The sequence below is a fragment of the Paraburkholderia acidisoli genome (assembly GCF_009789675.1).
Lineage (GTDB): Bacteria > Pseudomonadota > Gammaproteobacteria > Burkholderiales > Burkholderiaceae > Paraburkholderia > Paraburkholderia acidisoli.
Window position 1 is genome coordinate 989,750 of record NZ_CP046916.1, and the last position, 17,982, is coordinate 1,007,731.

Annotated in this window: 16 protein-coding genes; 7 read left to right on the forward strand and 9 right to left on the reverse strand. The window is 64.4% G+C overall.

Annotation, left to right across the window (positions count from 1 at the left end):
• Positions 1-11 precede the first annotated feature (11 nt).
• Both FAZ98_RS33325 and FAZ98_RS33330 read right to left on the reverse strand, forming a co-directional pair.
• Positions 12-1,238 (reverse strand): porin, encoded by a 1,227-nt coding sequence (locus tag FAZ98_RS33325; protein ID WP_158958166.1) that lies wholly within the window; start codon positions 1,236-1,238, stop codon positions 12-14.
• A gap of 190 nt (positions 1,239-1,428) precedes the next feature.
• Positions 1,429-2,427, reverse strand: coding sequence for a LacI family DNA-binding transcriptional regulator (locus FAZ98_RS33330; protein ID WP_158958168.1), 999 nt, complete (start codon positions 2,425-2,427; stop codon positions 1,429-1,431).
• A 169-nt stretch (positions 2,428-2,596) separates the two neighbouring features.
• On the opposite strand from FAZ98_RS33330, the gene FAZ98_RS33335 reads away from it, so the two are divergent.
• Positions 2,597-3,442 (forward strand): NAD-dependent epimerase/dehydratase family protein, encoded by an 846-nt coding sequence (locus FAZ98_RS33335; protein ID WP_158958170.1) that lies wholly within the window; start codon positions 2,597-2,599, stop codon positions 3,440-3,442.
• A 126-nt stretch (positions 3,443-3,568) separates the two neighbouring features.
• On the opposite strand, the gene FAZ98_RS33340 is transcribed toward FAZ98_RS33335, so the two are convergent.
• Complete coding sequence (locus tag FAZ98_RS33340) at positions 3,569-5,011, reverse strand: NAD-dependent succinate-semialdehyde dehydrogenase (RefSeq protein WP_158958171.1); 1,443 nt, start codon at positions 5,009-5,011, stop codon at positions 3,569-3,571.
• 519 nt (positions 5,012-5,530) lie between these two features.
• On the opposite strand from FAZ98_RS33340, the gene FAZ98_RS33345 reads away from it, so the two are divergent.
• The 5 genes from FAZ98_RS33345 (at position 5,531) to FAZ98_RS33365 (ending at position 10,236) form a co-directional block, all read left to right on the forward strand.
• The gene (locus tag FAZ98_RS33345) at positions 5,531-6,709 is read left to right on the forward strand and encodes a fumarylacetoacetate hydrolase family protein (RefSeq protein ID WP_158958173.1); all 1,179 of its coding nucleotides are present in this window, start codon (positions 5,531-5,533) and stop codon (positions 6,707-6,709) included.
• Between the two features lie 137 nt (positions 6,710-6,846).
• Positions 6,847-7,404, forward strand: coding sequence for a carboxymuconolactone decarboxylase family protein (locus FAZ98_RS33350; RefSeq protein ID WP_158958175.1), 558 nt, complete (start codon positions 6,847-6,849; stop codon positions 7,402-7,404).
• Positions 7,405-7,433: 29 nt separating this feature from the next.
• Entirely contained in the window at positions 7,434-8,309 is an 876-nt protein-coding gene (locus FAZ98_RS33355; RefSeq protein ID WP_158958176.1) for a helix-turn-helix domain-containing protein, read from the forward strand.
• Between the two features lie 182 nt (positions 8,310-8,491).
• The gene (locus FAZ98_RS33360; protein WP_158958178.1) at positions 8,492-10,027 is read left to right on the forward strand and encodes a methyl-accepting chemotaxis protein; all 1,536 of its coding nucleotides are present in this window, start codon (positions 8,492-8,494) and stop codon (positions 10,025-10,027) included.
• Between the two features lie 11 nt (positions 10,028-10,038).
• Positions 10,039-10,236 (forward strand): hypothetical protein, encoded by a 198-nt coding sequence (locus FAZ98_RS33365; RefSeq protein WP_158958180.1) that lies wholly within the window; start codon positions 10,039-10,041, stop codon positions 10,234-10,236.
• A gap of 63 nt (positions 10,237-10,299) precedes the next feature.
• Here FAZ98_RS33365 and FAZ98_RS33370 read toward each other — a convergent pair whose 3' ends face one another.
• Entirely contained in the window at positions 10,300-11,478 is a 1,179-nt protein-coding gene (locus FAZ98_RS33370; protein ID WP_158958182.1) for a GGDEF domain-containing protein, read from the reverse strand.
• Between the two features lie 414 nt (positions 11,479-11,892).
• Here FAZ98_RS33370 and FAZ98_RS33375 point away from each other — a divergent pair, with 414 nt between their 5' ends.
• Complete coding sequence (locus FAZ98_RS33375; protein ID WP_158958184.1) at positions 11,893-12,408, forward strand: DUF6622 family protein; 516 nt, start codon at positions 11,893-11,895, stop codon at positions 12,406-12,408.
• A gap of 26 nt (positions 12,409-12,434) precedes the next feature.
• Here the strand turns inward: FAZ98_RS33375 and FAZ98_RS33380 are convergent, their stop codons facing one another.
• The 5 genes from FAZ98_RS33380 to FAZ98_RS33400 form a co-directional block, all read right to left on the reverse strand.
• Positions 12,435-13,976, reverse strand: a complete 1,542-nt coding sequence (locus FAZ98_RS33380; RefSeq protein ID WP_158958186.1) for a dynamin family protein — start codon at positions 13,974-13,976, stop codon at positions 12,435-12,437.
• Complete coding sequence (locus FAZ98_RS33385; RefSeq protein WP_233272981.1) at positions 13,973-15,238, reverse strand: GTPase; 1,266 nt, start codon at positions 15,236-15,238, stop codon at positions 13,973-13,975. Before FAZ98_RS33385 ends, FAZ98_RS33380 begins: the two co-directional genes overlap by 4 nt.
• Before the next feature lie 116 nt (positions 15,239-15,354).
• Positions 15,355-16,290 carry a catechol 1,2-dioxygenase gene (gene catA, locus FAZ98_RS33390; protein ID WP_158958190.1) on the reverse strand — a complete coding sequence of 312 codons (936 nt, stop codon included), beginning with the start codon at positions 16,288-16,290 and terminating at the stop codon, positions 15,355-15,357.
• 96 nt (positions 16,291-16,386) lie between these two features.
• Entirely contained in the window at positions 16,387-16,677 is a 291-nt protein-coding gene (gene catC, locus FAZ98_RS33395; RefSeq protein WP_158958192.1) for a muconolactone Delta-isomerase, read from the reverse strand.
• Positions 16,678-16,716: 39 nt separating this feature from the next.
• Positions 16,717-17,853, reverse strand: coding sequence for a muconate/chloromuconate family cycloisomerase (locus FAZ98_RS33400; protein WP_158958194.1), 1,137 nt, complete (start codon positions 17,851-17,853; stop codon positions 16,717-16,719).
• Between the last annotated feature and the right edge of the window lie 129 nt (positions 17,854-17,982).

Below are 17,982 nucleotides of genomic sequence, written 5' to 3' on the forward strand. Positions count from 1 at the left end.
GCGGGCGTTTCCTAGAAGCGGTGGATGATGCCCGCGCCCACGCCAACCATGCTGCGCGACGACGACGGCGTGCTGTTGAAGCCGTCGCCGAGCGTGGCCGTCGCGCCAATGACATGCGTGCCGCCGCTCGTGGAAGGCGCGAGCGTCTGGCCGTTCGCGCGCTGATACGCTTCGAGCGCATACAGGCCCGTGCGCTTCGAGAGCGTGTAGTACTGCGAGAGATTGAACTGCTGATACTGGGCGCTGCTCGTGATGCCGTTGGCTTTGGTCGCGCGCGTGTAGCTGTAGCCTGCCGCGAAGTCCCACGTGGTGGCCGGCTTCCAGTGCAGCACCACGCCGCCCGTGTTGAAGATGGCCGTGTCGCGGAACGCCGAACCCGTGCCGGGCAGGTACTGCACGTTCGAATACGTGGCCGAGATGTCGAACTGGCTGTTGAACGTGTAGCCCGCGCCCACCGCGAGACGCTGCTGCGCCTGGGCCGACTGATAGCCGTTGGTCACGGCCGAGATGCCGGCCTGGCCGCCCGCACTCGAGGTGGTGGAATCCGCGCCGAACGCGCCGCCGCCGAGCGTGGAGTTGTTGATGCGCGAGAAGCCCACCGCGAGGCCGACCGGGCCCATGGCGTACTGCCCCGCCGCCGACCACGTGGAGCCGCGATTGAAACTGCCTGCCACGCCGCCCAGCGAATACGAGCCGCTGAATGTGAAGCCCGCGATCTTCGGCGAGGTGTAGAGCAGCGTGTTGTTCGCGCGATAGATGGTGTCGAGGCCGTCGAGGTCGCCCGGATGCGCGCCGTAGAAGCCAGTGAGCCACGTGGTCGGGCTGTAGGGCGAAAGCATCTGGTAGTACGAGGCGTACTGGCGGCCCGCCGTGAGCGAACCGTAGCTCGCGTTGGTCACGCCCACGTACGACTGGCGATTGAACATCAGGCCGCTCGTGGATTGCGCGCCGGTTGCGCTGTTGAAGCCTTCTTCGAGCTGGAACACGGCTTTGGTGCCGCCGCCCAGGTCTTCCGCGCCTTTGAGGCCGAAGCGGCTGCCGGCCCACACGCCGTTGATCATCTTGACCGCCGACTGCCCACCGGTGGTCGAACCGAGCGAGGTCTGGCTCGATTGCCAGCCAATGCCGGTGTCGATGATCCCGTACAGCGTGACGCTGCTCTGCGCGAACGCGGGCGCGGCGCCCGTGATCGCCACCCCCACCACGACGGACTTCAGACGGCTGTGTTGCCTCGACATCTCCGATCTCCTTTGTTGTTTTGCGCCTGCCGCGGACGAATCGCCGCTTTGGAAAACGTTTTCCAGAAATCTAAACGCTTCCTTTCAGATTGGCTAGTAGGTAGTTACGCGAATTCCTACACGGAGATCGGACGCGACAAAGCCGCGCACGCTTTCGCAGCGGCGCAAGCCATCAAAACCGAGGGAGACTTCAGCCGTGGGACGCGGCGGCGGTGGAGTCGCGCACGACGAGGCGCGGTTCGAGCATGACGTTGTCGATGTCGGTGCGGCCCGAGAGCGTGTCGATGAGCTTTTGCATCGCCACTTCGCCCATGCGTTCGCTTTGGCCTTCGATGGTGGTCAGGCGCGGCTCGACGTATTCGCCGTAAGGCACGTTGTCGATGCCGGCCACGGACACGTCACGCGGTAGCGAAAAGCCGAGCGTCTTCGCCTCCTTCATGAAGCCGAGCGCGATCAGGTCGTTGTAGCAGATCACCGCCTGCGGGCGCTTCGGACCCAGCATTACGCGCGAGCACGCGGCCTCGCCGCCCTGCGCCGTGGGCGCGTGCGTGTCGTACACGTCGAGCGCGAGGCCCGCTTCGGCGAGCGCCGCGCGCGCGCCTTCGATGCGCTCGTTATTGATCGTTTCCGCGTCGAAGCCCAGATATGCCAGGCGCCGGTGCCCGAGGTTGAGCAGATGGCGCACGAGCATATAGGTGGCGAGCCGGTTGTCGAAGCCCACGCTGGGAATGGCCACCTCCGGCACGCGCCGCAGCATCACGGCCGGTTTGCCGAGTTCGAGCAGCCATTTGCCGATTTCCGTGGAAATGCGCGAGCTGATCAGCAGCCCGTCCACGCGCGGCGCGAGCGCCTCGATCAGCGAGCGTTCGCGCGCCGGGTTTTCTTCCGTATCGACGAACAACAGCGTGTAGTCGTGCTGCAGCGCGACGCGGTTCGCGCCCTTGACCACGTTGGTGAAATGCGGATTGGTGATGTCGAGGACCGCCACGCCGATGGTGCGCGTGCGCCCCGTGATCATCGATCGCGCGAGCGGATTCGAGCGGTAGCCGAGCCGTTCGATCGCCTCTTTCAGCTTCGCCTCGACCGCGGGCGTGAAGCGCTGGGTGCCGTTGACGTACTTCGAAACGGTCGCGACCGAAACGCCAGCCATGGCGGCGACATCGCGAATCGTCGGGGAAACACTTTTCATGGCACGGCACGTTTATCAGGGCGACGGCGTGCATTGTCGCAGAAACGGCGGCGGCTCCGGCCACGCGCTCGACCGGTCGTATTCCTCCATTGACGCTGTCCCGGCCGGTCGATATATTGGAAAACGTTTTCTCTCAAATTTCCTTCATACCAACCATCGGGAAACTTCGATGCCCCAGCACTCCACCTCAGGCAGCCCTTCCAGCAAACCGTTCGGGCGCCTGCTCCTCACGGGCGCGAGCGGCAATCTGGGCCGTCAATTGCGCGGCGCGCTCGCGCACTGGGCCGACCACGTGCGCGTGAGCGACATCGCGGCGCTGGGCGAGGCGGCGCCGCACGAGGAACTGTGCCCCGCCGATCTCGCCGATCGCGCGGCGGTCACGCACATGGTGGAAGGCGTGGACGCCATCGTGCACCTGGGCGGCATCTCGATCGACGCGCCCTTCGACGATCTGATCGAAGCGAACATTCGCGGCACCTACAACCTCTACGAGGCGGCGCGCAAGCATAGCGTGAAGCGCGTGGTGTTCGCCAGTTCGAACCACGTCACGGGCTTTCATCCGGTCACGAGCGTGCTCGACGCCGAAGCGGACCATCGTCCGGACAGCCTCTATGGCGTGACCAAGAGTTTCGGCGAATCGCTCTCGCGCTACTACTACGATCGCTTCGGCATCGAAACCGTGTGCCTGCGCATCGGTTCGTCGTTCGAGGAGCCGAAGAACGCGCGCATGCTCGTCACGTTCCTGAGCTACGGCGACTTCATCGAACTCGTGCGCTGCTCGCTGTTTGCGAATCGCGTGGGGCACGCGGTCGTGTACGGTGTCTCGGATAACCCGGCCAGCTGGTGGAACAACGCGAAGGCGGGGTTTCTCGGCTATCGTCCACGCGACAGCTCCGCACCTTATGCGGCGCGTTTCCCGGCCACGGCGCCCAACGCCGATCTCGCCGACCCCGCGCAGTTATTCCAGGGCGGCCCGTTCGTGCTGGGCGAGCCGATGGAAAAAGTGGCACGCTGAAACGCACGCGCCATAAAAAACGCGCGGCGATGCTGGAGAGCATCACCGCGCGTGGCACGACGATCGCAGCCCTCGCGCCGGCCATGCCAACCGCGCATGACCGGCTCGAGCGCCGGGCGCCGAGGCTTACGACATTACCGTGACCGACTTCGTCACGAGGTACGGCTCGAGCGCTTCCGGACCGCCTTCCGAACCGTAGCCCGAATCCTTCACGCCGCCGAACGGCATTTCCGGCCAGGGCGTGGCGGGCTGGTTGATCCACAGCATGCCCACTTCGAGCGACTGCGTGAGCAGGTGCACGTTCTTGAACGACTTCGTGAACGCGTAGCCCGCGAGGCCGTACGGCAGACGGTTGGCTTCCGCAATGGCGTCTTCGAGCTTGTCGAAGCCGCGAATGGCCGCGATCGGGCCGAACGGTTCGTTGTTGAACACGTCGGCTTCGAGCGGCACGTCGGTCAGCACCGTGGGCGCGAAGAAGTTGCCCGCCGAGCCAATGCGCTCACCGCCCGTGGCGATGGTCGCGCCGCTCTTGCGCGCGTTGTCGATCACGCTGGCCATGGCCGTGATGCGGCGAGCGTTGGCGAGCGGCCCGAGCGTCGTGCCTTCGGCCAGACCGTCGCCGACCTTGAGGCCTTCCGCGTGCTTGACCAGCGCTTGCGCGAACGCTTCGCGCAGGCTGTTGTGCACGAGGAAGCGCGTGGGCGAAATGCAGACCTGGCCCGCGTTGCGGAACTTGGCCGCGCCCGCTGCCTTCACGGCGAGTTCGACGTCGGCGTCTTCCGCGACGATCACCGGTGCGTGGCCGCCCAGTTCCATCGTGGCGCGCTTCATGTGGCGGCCCGCGAGTGCGGCGAGTTCCTTGCCGACCGGCGTGGAGCCCGTGAACGTGACCTTGCGGATGGCCGGATGCGAGATCAGGAAGTTCGACACTTCCGGCGGGTTGCCGTACACGAGGCCGAGCACGCCGGCGGGAATGCCCGCGTCTGCGAACGCGCGAATCAGTTCGGCGGGCGAAGCCGGCGTTTCTTCCGGTGCCTTGACGATGAACGAGCAACCCGTGGTGAGCGCGGCCGAAAGCTTGCGCACGACCTGGTTGACCGGGAAGTTCCACGGCGTGAACGCGGCGACCGGACCGACCGGCTCCTTCACGACCGTTTGCTGCGCGTTGATGTTGCGCGGCGGCACGATACGGCCGTAGACGCGGCGGCCTTCGTCGGCGAACCATTCGATGATGTCGGCGGCCGAGGCCACTTCGATCTTCGCTTCGGCGAGCGGCTTGCCTTGCTCTTGCGTCATCAGGCGCGCGATCGGTTCGACGCGCTCGCGAATGATGCCCGCCGCCTTGCGCATGAGCGCCGCGCGCTCGTTGGCCGGGACCTTGCGCCACTTCGCGAAGCCTGCCTGCGCGGCCTGCACGGCGCGCTCGAGGTCGTTGACGCTGGCGCGCGCAACCTTGCCGATCTTCTCGCCGGTGGCCGGGCTGACCACGTCGATGCTCGCGCCGCCTTCGCCGTCGAGCCATTCGCCGTTGATAAAGAGTTGCGTGTCCTGGTACGTGTTAGACGTCATAAATCACCTTCAGTACGTGTCCTCGTGGAAACAAGCGAATGCCGCAAACGACGCGAAAGACGGGCGACGCAGGGGCGAAACGCTTGCGCTACAGCGGTGCCGATGCCCGGATGCTTTACCGCATCCGCAAATGGTAGAGCAAAATCGCATTCGGCGAGGAGCTTTCGCTCAGCGCCGGCGCAGGGCAAAAGCGCCGCCGGCCTTATCCGTGGCGGGATTCGGGCAGTCTTTCGAATCGCTTCGCGAAGCGCCGGAAAGCGTATTTTCCGCAATTCGGGCACATTACGCTTTCGCCGCCGGGTTTCGCTGATGAGTTTTGCCGCCGGGTTTCGCCAATGCGGCCCCGGCACGCGCGAAGCGTGTGCGCGCCTGCCATCACCGTGTCACAGATAAGGCACGGTGCGCGCGGCCAGGCGAGCGTGGCCTGCCGTCCAATCGGCTGGATTTCATGTCATTCCCTTGGACGCATTCGCGCTTCCGCCCTACGATGGGCGCCATTCCTCACACTGGACCGACTTCATGGATTCGATTTCCGCCTATCTCCCCGACGATCTCGACGATGCGCTGCTGGTCGGCCGGGTCTGGCGCGCCACGCCCGAAGGCGACGGTCCGTGCGTCGTCGTGGTGCGTCATGGACAGGTGTTCGACATCACGCATCTCGCGCCCACCACCGCCGACCTGTTCGACCGCGAAGACCTGCTCGAACTCGTGCGCGAGGCGCAGGGCGACCCGCTCGGCATCGTGCACGCGCTCGTGGACGCGAGCCTGCCGCCGCATCGCGAAGCGGGCCGGCCGCATCTGCTCGCGCCGTGCGACCTGCAGGCGATCAAGGCGTGCGGCGTGACCTTCGCGGTGAGCCTGCTCGAACGCGTGATCGAAGAACAGGCCGGCGGCGATCCCGCCAAAGCGCAGGCCGTGCGCGCGGAAATCACGCAGCTCATCGGCGCGGACCTCTCGAAGATCGAGCCGGGTTCCGAAGCCGCGCTCAAGCTCAAGGCGGAACTGCAACGGCGCGGTGCGTGGTCGCAATACATGGAGGTGGGCATTGGTCCGGACGCCGAAGTATTTTCGAAATCGCAGCCGATGTCCTCGGTGGGATTCGGCGCCGACGTCGGTCTGCATCCCGCCTCGGCCTGGAACAACCCCGAGCCGGAAATCGTGCTCGCCGTGAACAGCCGCGGCGACGTGGTGGGCGCAACGCTCGGCAACGACGTGAACCTGCGCGACATCGAAGGCCGTTCCGCGCTGCTGCTCGGCAAATGCAAGGACAACAACGGCTCGTGCGCGATCGGGCCGTTCATCCGCCTGTTCGACGAGACGTTCACACTCGACTCGGTGCGCGCTACCAGCGTCGCGCTGCGCGTGGAAGGCGAAGACGACTTCCTGCTCGAAGGCGTGAGCCACATGCGTGAAATCAGCCGCGACCCGCTCGATCTCGTCGCGCAGGCGTGGGGCCGCCATCATCAGTATCCCGACGGTTTCATGCTATTTCTCGGCACCATGTTCTCGCCGATCCAGGACCGCGACGCGCCCGGCGGCGGCTTCACGCATCACCTCGGCGACCGCGTGACGATCAGCGCGCCGCCGCTCGGGGGCCTCGTCAACACCGTGCGCCTGAGCACCGAAATCGAACCGTGGACCTTCGGCGTGCGCGCGCTCTACTGGAGCCTGGCCGAACGCGGCTTTGCGCTGGATTGAGCGCGGTATCGGCCGTCGATTGCACTTCGCGCGCCGCGCGGCGATTACATCGCATGTAATTGGCGGCAAGCGCGAAGCTCCCTACTCTTGGCGTGTCGCGTCGCCATTCGGGCGGCGCTCAACGCCAGGAGCACACCATGTCCCGCTATCCCGCCCATACGATCGACTCCGCGCCCGAGGCCTCGAAGCCCGTGCTGCGCCAACTTCAGCAGGCGTTCGGCGCCGTGCCGAATATCGCGGCCGCGATGGCCAACTCGCCCGTGCTCATCAACGGCTTCATCGGTTTGTTCGAGCGCGTTCACGCGAGCAGCCTCACGGAACCGCAGATTCAGACGCTGCTGCTCACCAACGCCGTAACGAACGCGAGCGAATGGCCCGTGGCATTTCATAGCGCGCTCGCCTTGCAGCAAGGCGTGAGCTCCGCCGATGTCGAGGCGATCCGTCACGGCGCGCTGCCCGCCGACGCGCAACTCGCGGCGCTTTCGCAACTCGCGCGCACGCTGATCGAAAAACGTGGCCGCGCGAGCGAAGCCGACAAGCAACACTTTCTCGACGCCGGCTTCAACGCGGAGCAAGTGCTTGAAGTGATCGCGGTCGTGGCCGCCTCCACGATCACGAACTACGTGAGCAGCGTGACCGAACCGGCGCTCGAAACGCCGTTCCAGCCGTTTGCGTGGCATGCTCGGGCCGCCTGAGTTTCCAACGTCCAATTCAAGGAAGTCCGATGAACACGAGCCGCCGCGCGCCCCCACCCGCCACGAACGATTCCGGCGATCTGGGTGACCTGTTGCGCTACTGGCGTGACTTGCGCGGCGTGAGTCAGCTCGATCTGTCGCTGGAGGCCGGCGTCTCGCAGCGGCAGATCAGCTTCATCGAAAGCGGACGCAGCGTGCCCGGCCGCGACACGCTGCTCACGCTCGCGCAAACGCTGGACGTGCCGCTGCGCGAGCGCAACGCGCTGTTGCTCGCCGCGGGCTATGCGCCCGTGTATTCCGAAGCGCCGTGGGACGCGCAGGAGATGCAGGCCGTCGCGCGCGCGCTCGAGCGCGTGGTGCGCCAGCACGAGCCGTTTCCCGCGATCGTGATGGACCGGCACTGGAACGTGCTGATGACCAACGACGCCGCGCCGCGTTTTTTCAATCGCTTCATCGACATGGCCGCGCGCAAGGGGCCGCGCAACATGCTGCATCTGATGTTCGATCCGCACGGCATGCGGCCGTTCGTGGACGACTGGCCCACCGTGGCGCGCAGCCTGCTGCAACGCGTGCATCGCGAGTCGATCGGACGCGCCATCGACGCGGGCACGCAACGCCTGCTCGACGCCTTGCTCGCGTGGCCCGACGTGCCGCGCGACTGGCGCAACTGGCAAGCGCCGGCTTCATCGTCGTCCGCGGCCGCGATGCCGTTCGTGCCGCTCGGCTTTCGCCACGAAGGCACCGTGCTGCGTTATTTCTCGATGGTGACGACGGTGGGCGCGCCGCAAAACGCGAGCGCGCAAGAGTTACGACTCGAATGCCTTTTTCCCGCCGACGACGAGACCGAAACGCGTCATCGCGAATGGCTGGCCGACACCATAAAGCCAGCTACAAATCAATCTTGATAACGCTTCGGCGCCATGCTATTTCGCGTTTGATTGCGCTAATCGAACGGCAACGTTTGCGCGCTGCGACCGACTGTCGCGATGCGCGATTCACTGCCGGATTCCTTCCTCGTGAATCGTTGGGTGACTTATTCTCGCGATAAATTTCGCAGTGAATTTCGCAATCCCAACGAAGGAACGATGTGCGCACGAATCTCCCCGTCACTCAACGCGAGTACGAGCTCGACGACGACGCCACCCTGCTTTCTCAAACCGATATCCACGGCAATATCACTTACGCCAACGACGCCTTCATCAAGGCGAGTGGTTTTAGCGCCAGCGAACTGCATCATTCTTCACACAATATCGTTCGACATCCCGATATGCCGCCGCAAGCGTTTGCGGATATGTGGAGCACGTTGAAAGCGGGATTATCCTGGACCGCGCTGGTAAAAAACCGGCGTAAAGACGGCGATCATTATTGGGTTCGCGCGAATGCCACGCCGGTTTATCGTGACGGCAATCTCGCAGGCTTTCTTTCCGTGCGTACCAAACCCGCGCGAGAAGAAGTCGACGCGGCGGCCAGACTGTATAGCGACTTTCTCAGCGGCAATGCGCGCGGGCTGCGTTTTCATCATGGGCTCGTCGTGCGCAAAGGCTGGCTTGCGTGGACCGCGTGGCGGCGCACGATGCCCGTGCGTTGGCGTATTCGCAGCGCCGTAGGCGTCGCGTTCCTGCTGATGGCGTCGAGCCGTATCCTGCCCGGCGCCGGGTTGGTGTCGATCGTTGCGAGTGCGGGCATTGCCGTGTTGCTCGCGTGGTGGCTCGAAGCGCAGATCGGCCGGCCGCTGCGAGGTCTGCTCACGCAGGCGCAAGCCATTGCCGCGGGTCAGGCGATGGGCGACGCACGCCTGAATCGCGTGGATGAAATCGGCATGATCGAGCGCGCGATTCATCAGAGTGGACTGAACCTACGCTCGCTCGTGGACGACGTGAGCGCCCAGCTCAAGGCACTGCACGGCGCGAGCGACGACATCGTCACGCGCAATGGCGACATCTCGCAACGCAGCGAAGAAGCCGCCGCGAGCCTCGAGGAAACCGCCGCGACGATGGAGCAGATCACGGCCACGGTGAAGAACAACGCCGACACCGCCGACCAGGCCGGCGAACTCGCGAAAGCCACGAGTTCGGCCGCCAGCGCGGGCAGCAAGACCGTGCACGAAGTGGTCGCGACAATGAGCGAGATCACCGCGTCGAGCCGCAAGATTCGCGAGATCATCGACGTGATCGACGGCATTGCGTTTCAGACCAACATTCTCGCGCTCAACGCGGCCGTGGAAGCGGCGCGCGCGGGCGAACACGGCCGCGGTTTCGCCGTGGTCGCGGGCGAGGTGCGCACGCTCGCGCAACGCAGCGCCACGGCCGCGCGGCAGATCGCGACGCTCATCAACGACAGCGTGACGCGCACGAGCGCGGGCAGCGATCTTGTCGGCAAGGCCGGGCATGCAATGGGCGATATCGTGAAGCAGGTCACCCAGGTCGTCGATCTCATCCACGAGATCAGCCTCGCAACGCGCGAACAGGCCGATGGCATTGGCCAGGTCAACGTGGCCATGACGCAACTCGACGGCGTGACGCAAAAGAACGCGCGCATGGTGCAGGACGCGGCCGCCGAAGCCGAGGCGCTGAGCGCGCGGGCGCAGCGGCTGGAAGATGCGGTGGCGGTGTTCGCGGGATAGTGTTTGGCCGCTTGCGGGAGGCTCTGGTAACGGGTTCGATACGGTGGCGACCGGATGTCGATGTCGATGTCGATGTCGATGTCGATGTCGATGTCGATGTCGATGTCGATGTCGATGTCGATGTCGGTACGGATGTGACGCTGACGCCCTGCCGGCGCCTCGAAGTTGCCGCGCCGTTCGGGCGCGTTCATAGCTGGGGTGCGGGCTAGGCGGTTAGTTGCAACTTGCGGCATGACAAAGGCCGCCAATCGCGCGCCGAAACGCCATACCGATCACACCTGTACCGGCAGCCCCTGCACTTCGCGCATATCGTCCCAAGGCGCCGTGACCACGCGGTTGCGGCCCGTGGCCTTGGCCATGTAAAGCGCGGCGTCGGCGCGCGCCATCACGTCTTCGAGCTTTTCGCCCAGCGCCACGCGGCTCACGCCCGCGCTGAGCGTGCAGCACACGCCGCTGCTGGGCGTTTGCTCGACAGCGAGCCGCAGCGCGTTCGTGAGCGCCTCGGCCTCGGCCTCGCGCGCATCGGAGAAAACAATGGCGAACTCCTCGCCGCCCAGCCGCCCGAACACGTCGCTCGGCCGCAACTGCGTTGCCACCACCGACGCCACGTGACGCAGCACGCGGTCGCCCACGGCGTGGCCGAAGCCGTCGTTGATCGACTTGAAATTGTCGATGTCGAGCAGCGCGACCGAAACCGATTTGCGCGCCAGCGCGCCGTCGAGGAGCATGAGATTGGCCTGCGCAATGAAGGCGCGGCGCATGAGAATACCGGTCAGTTCGTCGACGGTCGCGAGCCACTCCATGCGGCGAATCAGTTGATCGTGCGTGAGCATCACCATGCCGATCGACATGCACGGCAGCGTGACGATCGCCAGCCCGAGAAACAGCGTATTCCACGGCGTGGGTTGCAGCAGCGTGGCATGCGGCGCGATGCCGAACGCAATGGCCACGATGCGCGCGACGTGAATGAGCGCGCCCAGATACGCGGCCACGCCGACGAAACGATACGGATAACGCGCGCCTTCGCGCGGCGCATAACGCAGAGCCAGTGTGCCCACGGCAATGCGGCCGTACGCGGAAACGAGCGAGAACAGCACGACGCGCGCGTCGGCGTTCGGCGACATCCACGTGAACCAGACGAGTTCCGCGAACACGATGATAGCCGCCGCCAGTTCGCGATTGCGCACGGGTTTCATGCCGAAGAACTCGCGCGTGCCCTGCACGAGCAGCAGCACCGCCAGCACCGTGAACAGCGCCGTGACGACGATCACTTCGCGGCTCAACGGCAGCCCCACGAGCAACACCAGCAGCGAAGCCGCCGCGACCAGCGAGTATGCCGCACACCAGCGCACGAGCCCCGGCACGGTCGTGCGATGGAGCGAGCCCAGAATGGCGACGCTCGTCAGGCACGACACAATCAGGATCCCGAACAGGGAAAGTGGGCTAAGCATGCGAACGTTGGCGCGTGATGGTATTGGCTATAAAGATCGGAATCGGCAAAAAAGAAACAGCAACAGAAAGGCATTCGAAAGATAAAGCAATAAATGCAATCCTGCCCTAATGCGTATCGTATCTCAGGAATGCGTGGCCGAAATGACTATCGTGTGATTGGCGCGTTTTCCCGGCTGACGCAATCGTTTGCGCATTGCATTGAGTAAGGAATTAAATGTTTGCTGGCTTTATCGAGTGACGAAGCCGCGCCATTCCCGCGAATATGCGCGATACCTCGTAGTGCAATGTTTGCGGACATGCGCCTTGTGTCGTACTGAATCTTTCACACGACTCATTTCACGCTAACTTTGCCGGCGCACGATACCCAGCATCGAACCGATGAACCCGTGAACGCTGAAACCGAGGAGGTCGCCATGTCGTTTCAAGCCATTCTGCAAGGCACGCCCACATGGGTGTGGGTGCTGCTCGTCTTCCTGCTCTCGCGCGGCGTGAAAGCGCTGAAAGGCGGCACCGCGCCGCTTTCGCGTCTCGCGCTCGTGCCGGCCATCTTCGCGGTGTGGGGCGCAACGCATCTGCTGACCGATCCGTTCGCGAGTTGGGCCGCCGCGCTCGCGTGGCTGGCGGCAGTATGCGCGGGCATCGCGGGCGGCCTGCATCTGGCACGCCGCAGCGGCTTCAGCGTCGATCCCGTCGCGCGTACGGTGACGCTGCCGGGTTCCGCCGTGCCGCTCGTGCTGATCGTCGTGATCTTCGCCGCGAAATTCTGGCTAGGCGTGGCGCACGCCACGGTCACGGATGCCGCCGCGCACGCGCAGTACGCCACGCTCGGCGCGGCGGTTTCCGGAGTCGTAGCGGGCATTTTCGCGGGACGCTTCCTGAGCTACGTCCAGGCCATGCGCAACGCGGTCACGCCGCTCGCGCAATCTTGAAGTTTGCTTGCGATGGCGCGCGAGCGTTACGAGGAAACGCCCTCGCGCAAGGGCGTTTTCAACGCGATCAACGCGCTGCCTTGCGAGTCGATCGAAGCCGTGAGCGCGGCTGCTTGTTCCGACAATCGCTCGACTGTCGCGCGGCACGCATCACAAGCTGCTTTCGAACGCCGCATCAGGTCGTCACGAATGGCGTTTTGCAACGCACTGTATAGCGGCTGATAATCGATCGTCTCGCCATTGAAGTGCGTGGCTTCAGTGAATGGCAGCGAAGCCGAGTGATCTTGCGCGATTGCATCGGCATAGTCAGTGAGTTGCGCCTGCGCTTCCTGCGCGAAGTTTTCGTCGACGGCACGCGCAAGACTCGCGCTCAATGCATCGACATCGCGCGCTTCCATGAAGGCGTCGAGCAGCGCGGGCAGCATGGGCACGCTACGCCGCCACGCCGCATTGACGAGGCGCGTTTCGCATTCGTCGAGCGCGAGCAACGCCGCTTGCGCCGCCGCGCGCAAGCCGCCTAGCGCGGGCAGCACGTCCCGCTGCAACGCGCCCAGCACGTCCTCTTCGAGATGATGCAGCACCAGCTCCGCGTACTTGCGCCGCTTGTAATCGAGCGTCGAAGCGGTGATCGTCAACAACGCCTCGTACAGCCGTTCGAAGCCCGCCTCGTCCATGGCCTCGGGCGTATGTCCCGCTGCGCGCGCCATATAAGCGGAAACGGACACGGGCGATTCGAGCCGCGCGACGTCCACGCCCAGGCTGCGCAATTTTTCTTGCGCGCGCGCTTCGACATCGGCTTCCTGCTCGACGCGCGTTGCCGTGGATTTGTTGCGCAGGACTTTGCAGATCGCGCCGTCGACTTCGTCTTCCTCGTACATGTCGCTGCGCGTGACCACGGGCATCAGCACCTTGCCGCGCCGCAGTTCGTTGCCCAGTTCGTCGAGTTCCTGCACTTGCCCCGGCGAGGTGGAACTCGTGAGCCACAGCACGGCGTCAGCACTCTCCATGAATCGTCGAGTGAGCGCCGCGTTCTCCTGCGTCACCGAATGCAAGCCGGGCGTGTCGAGCAGCACGAGTTTCTCGCCGAGGCGCACGCCTTGCAGCCGCGCCGTGGTTTCGGTCGAGCCTTCGCAAAAGCGTTCCACCGTCTCGACCAGATCGCCCGCTTCCGCATGAAAGTACTGCACCGTCTTGCCGAGCGCGAGAAAGCGGTCCGCGAGGAAATTGCAGAAAGCACTCTTACCCGCGTTGAATTTGCCGAACACCAAGAGCAACGCGCAATCGTCGAATGCCTGGGCCAACGATTGCGCGGGCAGCAGACTCACACGCTGCTGCGTCCAGCGAGAAGCGCTTTCACTCAATAAGGTATGGATACCGTTCGTGCGCTGCGCCAACGGCGAGTGAGTTGGCAAGCCGGCGGGTTCCAGACGGTGCGCGAGCAGATCCGCCGCGAGTTGCGTACGCCACGTTTCCAGCGCGTGCAGGATTGCGTCCAGATCGCGCGCGACGAATTCGAACGCGTCCACTTCGCGCAGGAAGCGGGCTTCGTGGCTCGCCGCTGTCGTCATGCCGCGCGTTCCCGCGTTTCGAGTTCGCGCAAGGCGTTCGACGCTTTCTCAGCCGCACTGAGCGCCGCTTCGATTTCGCCGATACGCGCCGCCTGTGCGCGGCGGTCGTCGGAGCGTTCGAAATAATGCGTGAAGTCGCGATGCAAGCGCTCGCGCCCCGCCGCCTCGCCGAACATGCGCCGCAAGTCCTTGCGGAATTTCACCGAAACGCCCATGACCGCGATCATCACCGAATTCAAACTGCTCGCGGCGGTCTGCTGCTCGGCCGGCAAGCCGATCACGCCGTGACCCGCGAGAAAACTGTCGATTTCGATGCACGCGCGCGAATACGCAATCTGAATATGCGCGCGTTCGCGCTTGCCCGCCGTAATGCCGTAGTGATCTTTCGCGTGATCGGGAACCGCGGCATGGTCTTCGCCGAGTGCATTCAACATCGCTTCGAGATCGGCACTCACTTTGTCGATCACCGCTCGCAAGCCGCGGCTGAAGTTCTCGGCTTCGCGTTCCCGCGTTTCGTGCAAGCGTTCGAGCGTTTGCGCCTGCACGGCGCGCAGCTCGCGCAACTCGCCGTTCATTTCGCCGAACAGCAATGCCGTTTCCTGCGCGCGCGCTTGAGGAATACGCGCGAGCGCCGCGCGCAATGCGGCATTCAAAGCAGGAAAGCCGCTCTTTTCGAGCAACAAGGCTTTGCCGCCTTCACGGCCTTTGCGATGCCGCGTGGACGACACCACGTTCAGCGCCAGGCCGTTCGCCTGCGCACTCACGGCCTGTTCGATTTTCTCGCGCTCGTGCTCGCTGGCGAGCTGATCCACTTGCGAGAGCACGAACAGCGTCTGGCGTGCCGTGCGCGCGCCGTCCTCGCGCAACGCATGCAATAGCGCGAGTTCTCTGGCGTCGAGCTCGCCTTCTTTCGCGGCATGCACGAACAGGCGGATATCCGATTGCAGCCACGTGGCCTGCAATGCGTGGCGGTCGTCTTCGGCGCCCACGTCGGCGTCGAGTCCGGGCGCGTCGAGCCAGCGCACCCCTTCGTGCAGACGGTCCGCCAGCGCAACGGTCTCGCGCTTGTCCGATACGGCAAAGGTATCGCGGCCGATCAACTCGTTGAGCAGGCTGCTCTTGCCGTGATTGTATTTACCGATGACGGTCACGACCGGCTCGCCGCAACTCACGAGCCGATGCAAACGCGCCAGATCGTGCGCGCGCGCCGGCAGCACCGGCAGCACGTCGCGCGCGGCTTGTTCTCGCCATTCACTCGACACCGCTGTCTCCTTCACGCTCGAATGCAACGCGGCGGTGTTCGCACACCGCCGCCCGCTCATGCACTAAAACTCAAGCACTAAAACTCACGCTTTAAAGCCCGCGCCTTGAAGCCCACTCAGGCAGCGGCAGCCGCGCGCAGACGGTGCACGACCTGATTGTCCTTGCCCTGCACGAGCGGCGTGAGCACGAAGTTGAACTCGATGTCCTTGTACGCGTCGTCCTTGAGGCCGAGCGCCGCGCCGCCGGTCTTTTCGGTCACGGGAGGAATGAGTTCTTCGCGCGTCGCATACGCGAAGTCGTCCCAGATCAGCGGATCGCCTTCGATATTGAATTGCGTCGTGAGTTTGCGGTGGTCGTCGCTGCTCACGAAGAAGTGCACGTGCGCGGGACGATTGCCGTGGCGCGCGAGCGCGTTGAGCAATTGCTGCGTCGAGCCGTGCGGCGGGCAACCGTAACCCACGGGCATAAGCGTGCGGAATTCGTACTGGCCGTCGGCGCCCGTTTTCACCGCGCCGCGCAGGTTGAAGTCGCTTTGCGCGCCGGTCGGGTCGAAGTGCGAATAAAAGCCCTTCGAATTGGCGTGCCAGCATTCCACCACCGCGTTCGCCACGGGCTTGCCGTCTACGTCCGTGACAGTGCCGCGAATCACGAGCGGGCCCGCGTCTTCGTCGGGGTTGATGTCCATCTTCGTCATGCCGTCGCGCAGCGGTGCGCCGCTCACGTAGAGCGGACCTTCGATGGTGCGCGGCGTGCCGCCCGCGAGCCCGATCGCCTTATCCTCGGCGTCCATGCGAATGTCGAGATACTTCTCCAGGCCGAGGCCCGCCGCGAGCAGCGCGGCTTCGCCATCCTGGCCCAGCTTGTTCAGATAGTTCACGCCTGCCCAGATTTCATCGGGCGTGATGTCGAGATCGTCGACTGCCTTGAACAGATCGCTCAGCAGGCGATGCACGATCTGCTTGAAGCGGACATTGCCGCCGTCGCCATCGACATTCGCCGCGGACTTCAGCAGATCCTGCACTTCCTGGGTCTCGAATACCTTCGCGCTCATGATTACTGTCTCCATCTGGTTTTCGGGGATTCACGGCCGGGCTTTTCTTGCTGCGTGGCAAGCCCTGTCATTCATGTCGTTCGACGCGATGCAAACTCACTCGTCGCTCTCGCGGATCGACGAAGGATGCCGGCACAGCGGCGTCACTTCGATCTTCATATACGGAAACAAAGGCAGCGCCGTGAGAATGTCGTGCAATTCCGCGTTGCTCGCCACGTCGAAAATACTGTAATTCGCGTATTCGCCCACGATGCGCCAGATATGCCGCCATTTGCCGCTGCGCTGCAATTCCTGCGAATACGCTTTCTCGCGCGCCTTGATTTCGTCGCCGATCGCGGCCGGCATGTCGGCCGGCAAATGCACATCCATTCTCACGTGAAACAGCATGCTTGACGTCCTTTTGCTTGCGCCGGATATTCAGGCGATTTATCGGGTGACTTTCATCAGACCATCGCGCACGAAACGCTTGACCCTGGCTTCGTCGAGTTCGATGCCGAGACCCGGTCCGGCCGGCACGGTCAATTCGAAATCGCTGTAGTCGAGCGGCGTGGCGAGGATTTCCTCGGTAATGAGGAGCGGGCCGAACAATTCGGTGCCCCACTGCAGATTGGCGAAGCTCGCGAACAGATGCGCCGAGGCCACCGTGCTGAACGCGCCTTCGAGCATCGTGCCGCCATACAGTTCGATGCCCGCCGCGTCGGCAATGGCTGCCACGCGTTGCGCCGCGAACAGGCCGCCGCTCTGCTCGATCTTGATCGCGAAGACGTCCGCGCCCTGCTGCTTCGCGATCTCGAACGCGCTTTCCGGGCCTTGCAGCACTTCGTCGGCCATCAGCGCCACGGGAAAGCGGCGCACGAGCCGCGCCAGCGCCGCCGCCGAAGCCACCGGCTGCTCCACGAGTTCGCAACCCGCGTCGGCAAGCGCCGGAATCGCCCACGCCGCCTGCGTCTCGCTCCATGCCATGTTCACGTCCACGCGCACCGCGCCGCGATCGCCCAGTTGCCGCTTGATGGCGGCCACGTGCGCGATATCGTCCTTGAGCGGCTTCGCGCCGATCTTCAGCTTGAACACCTTGTGACGCCGCGCTTCGAGCATGCGCTCGGCTTCGGCGATGTCTTTCGCCGTGTCGCCCGAGGCGAGCGTCCAGGCCACCGGCAAGCGGTCGCGCCGCCGCCCGCCGAGCAACTCGCTCACGGGCACGCCGAGGCGCTTGCCCTGCGCGTCGAGCAGCGCCGTTTCCAGCGCGCTCTTCGCGAAGTGATTGACCTTCACGAGTTTGCCGAGATGCGCCATCAACGCCTGAATACGCGTGGCGTCGCGGCCGATCATGGCGGGCGCGAAGTACGCGTCGATCGCGAGTTTCATCGACTCCGGGCTTTCCGGGCCGTAGGCCAGGCCGGCGATGGTCGTGCCTTCGCCGATGCCCACCACGCCGTCGCTGGCGTAGACCTTCACGAGCATCAGCGTCTGGCCGTGCATGGTCGCGACGGAGAGCTTGTGCGGACGAATGGTCGGCAGATCGACGAGGCAGGTTTCGACGCGTTCGATAGTCGCTGAAGTCATGAGGAATGCGGCTTGAGAGAGTTCACTGACCTGTTTTATACAAGCCGCGCCCGCGCGACGTCCAATACCATTCGCATCGGCTTCAATACCTTTAAGATATGGAATTCGCGCAAGCCCAATAAAATATGG

Excerpts from the sequence above, each read along its gene's own strand:
- FAZ98_RS33325 (WP_158958166.1), bottom strand. The coding sequence starts at position 1,238 with ATGTCGAGGCAACACAGCCGTCTGAAGTCCGTCGTGGTGGGGGTGGCG.
- FAZ98_RS33330 (WP_158958168.1), bottom strand. The coding sequence starts at position 2,427 with ATGAAAAGTGTTTCCCCGACGATTCGCGATGTCGCCGCCATGGCTGGC.
- FAZ98_RS33335 (WP_158958170.1), top strand. The coding sequence starts at position 2,597 with ATGCCCCAGCACTCCACCTCAGGCAGCCCTTCCAGCAAACCGTTCGGG.
- FAZ98_RS33340 (WP_158958171.1), bottom strand. The coding sequence starts at position 5,011 with ATGACGTCTAACACGTACCAGGACACGCAACTCTTTATCAACGGCGAA.
- FAZ98_RS33345 (WP_158958173.1), top strand. The coding sequence starts at position 5,531 with ATGGATTCGATTTCCGCCTATCTCCCCGACGATCTCGACGATGCGCTG.
- FAZ98_RS33350 (WP_158958175.1), top strand. The coding sequence starts at position 6,847 with ATGTCCCGCTATCCCGCCCATACGATCGACTCCGCGCCCGAGGCCTCG.
- FAZ98_RS33355 (WP_158958176.1), top strand. The coding sequence starts at position 7,434 with ATGAACACGAGCCGCCGCGCGCCCCCACCCGCCACGAACGATTCCGGC.
- FAZ98_RS33370 (WP_158958182.1), bottom strand. The coding sequence starts at position 11,478 with ATGCTTAGCCCACTTTCCCTGTTCGGGATCCTGATTGTGTCGTGCCTG.
- FAZ98_RS33375 (WP_158958184.1), top strand. The coding sequence starts at position 11,893 with ATGTCGTTTCAAGCCATTCTGCAAGGCACGCCCACATGGGTGTGGGTG.
- FAZ98_RS33380 (WP_158958186.1), bottom strand. The coding sequence starts at position 13,976 with ATGACGACAGCGGCGAGCCACGAAGCCCGCTTCCTGCGCGAAGTGGAC.
- catA (WP_158958190.1), bottom strand. The coding sequence starts at position 16,290 with ATGAGCGCGAAGGTATTCGAGACCCAGGAAGTGCAGGATCTGCTGAAG.
- catC (WP_158958192.1), bottom strand. The coding sequence starts at position 16,677 with ATGCTGTTTCACGTGAGAATGGATGTGCATTTGCCGGCCGACATGCCG.
- FAZ98_RS33400 (WP_158958194.1), bottom strand. The coding sequence starts at position 17,853 with ATGACTTCAGCGACTATCGAACGCGTCGAAACCTGCCTCGTCGATCTG.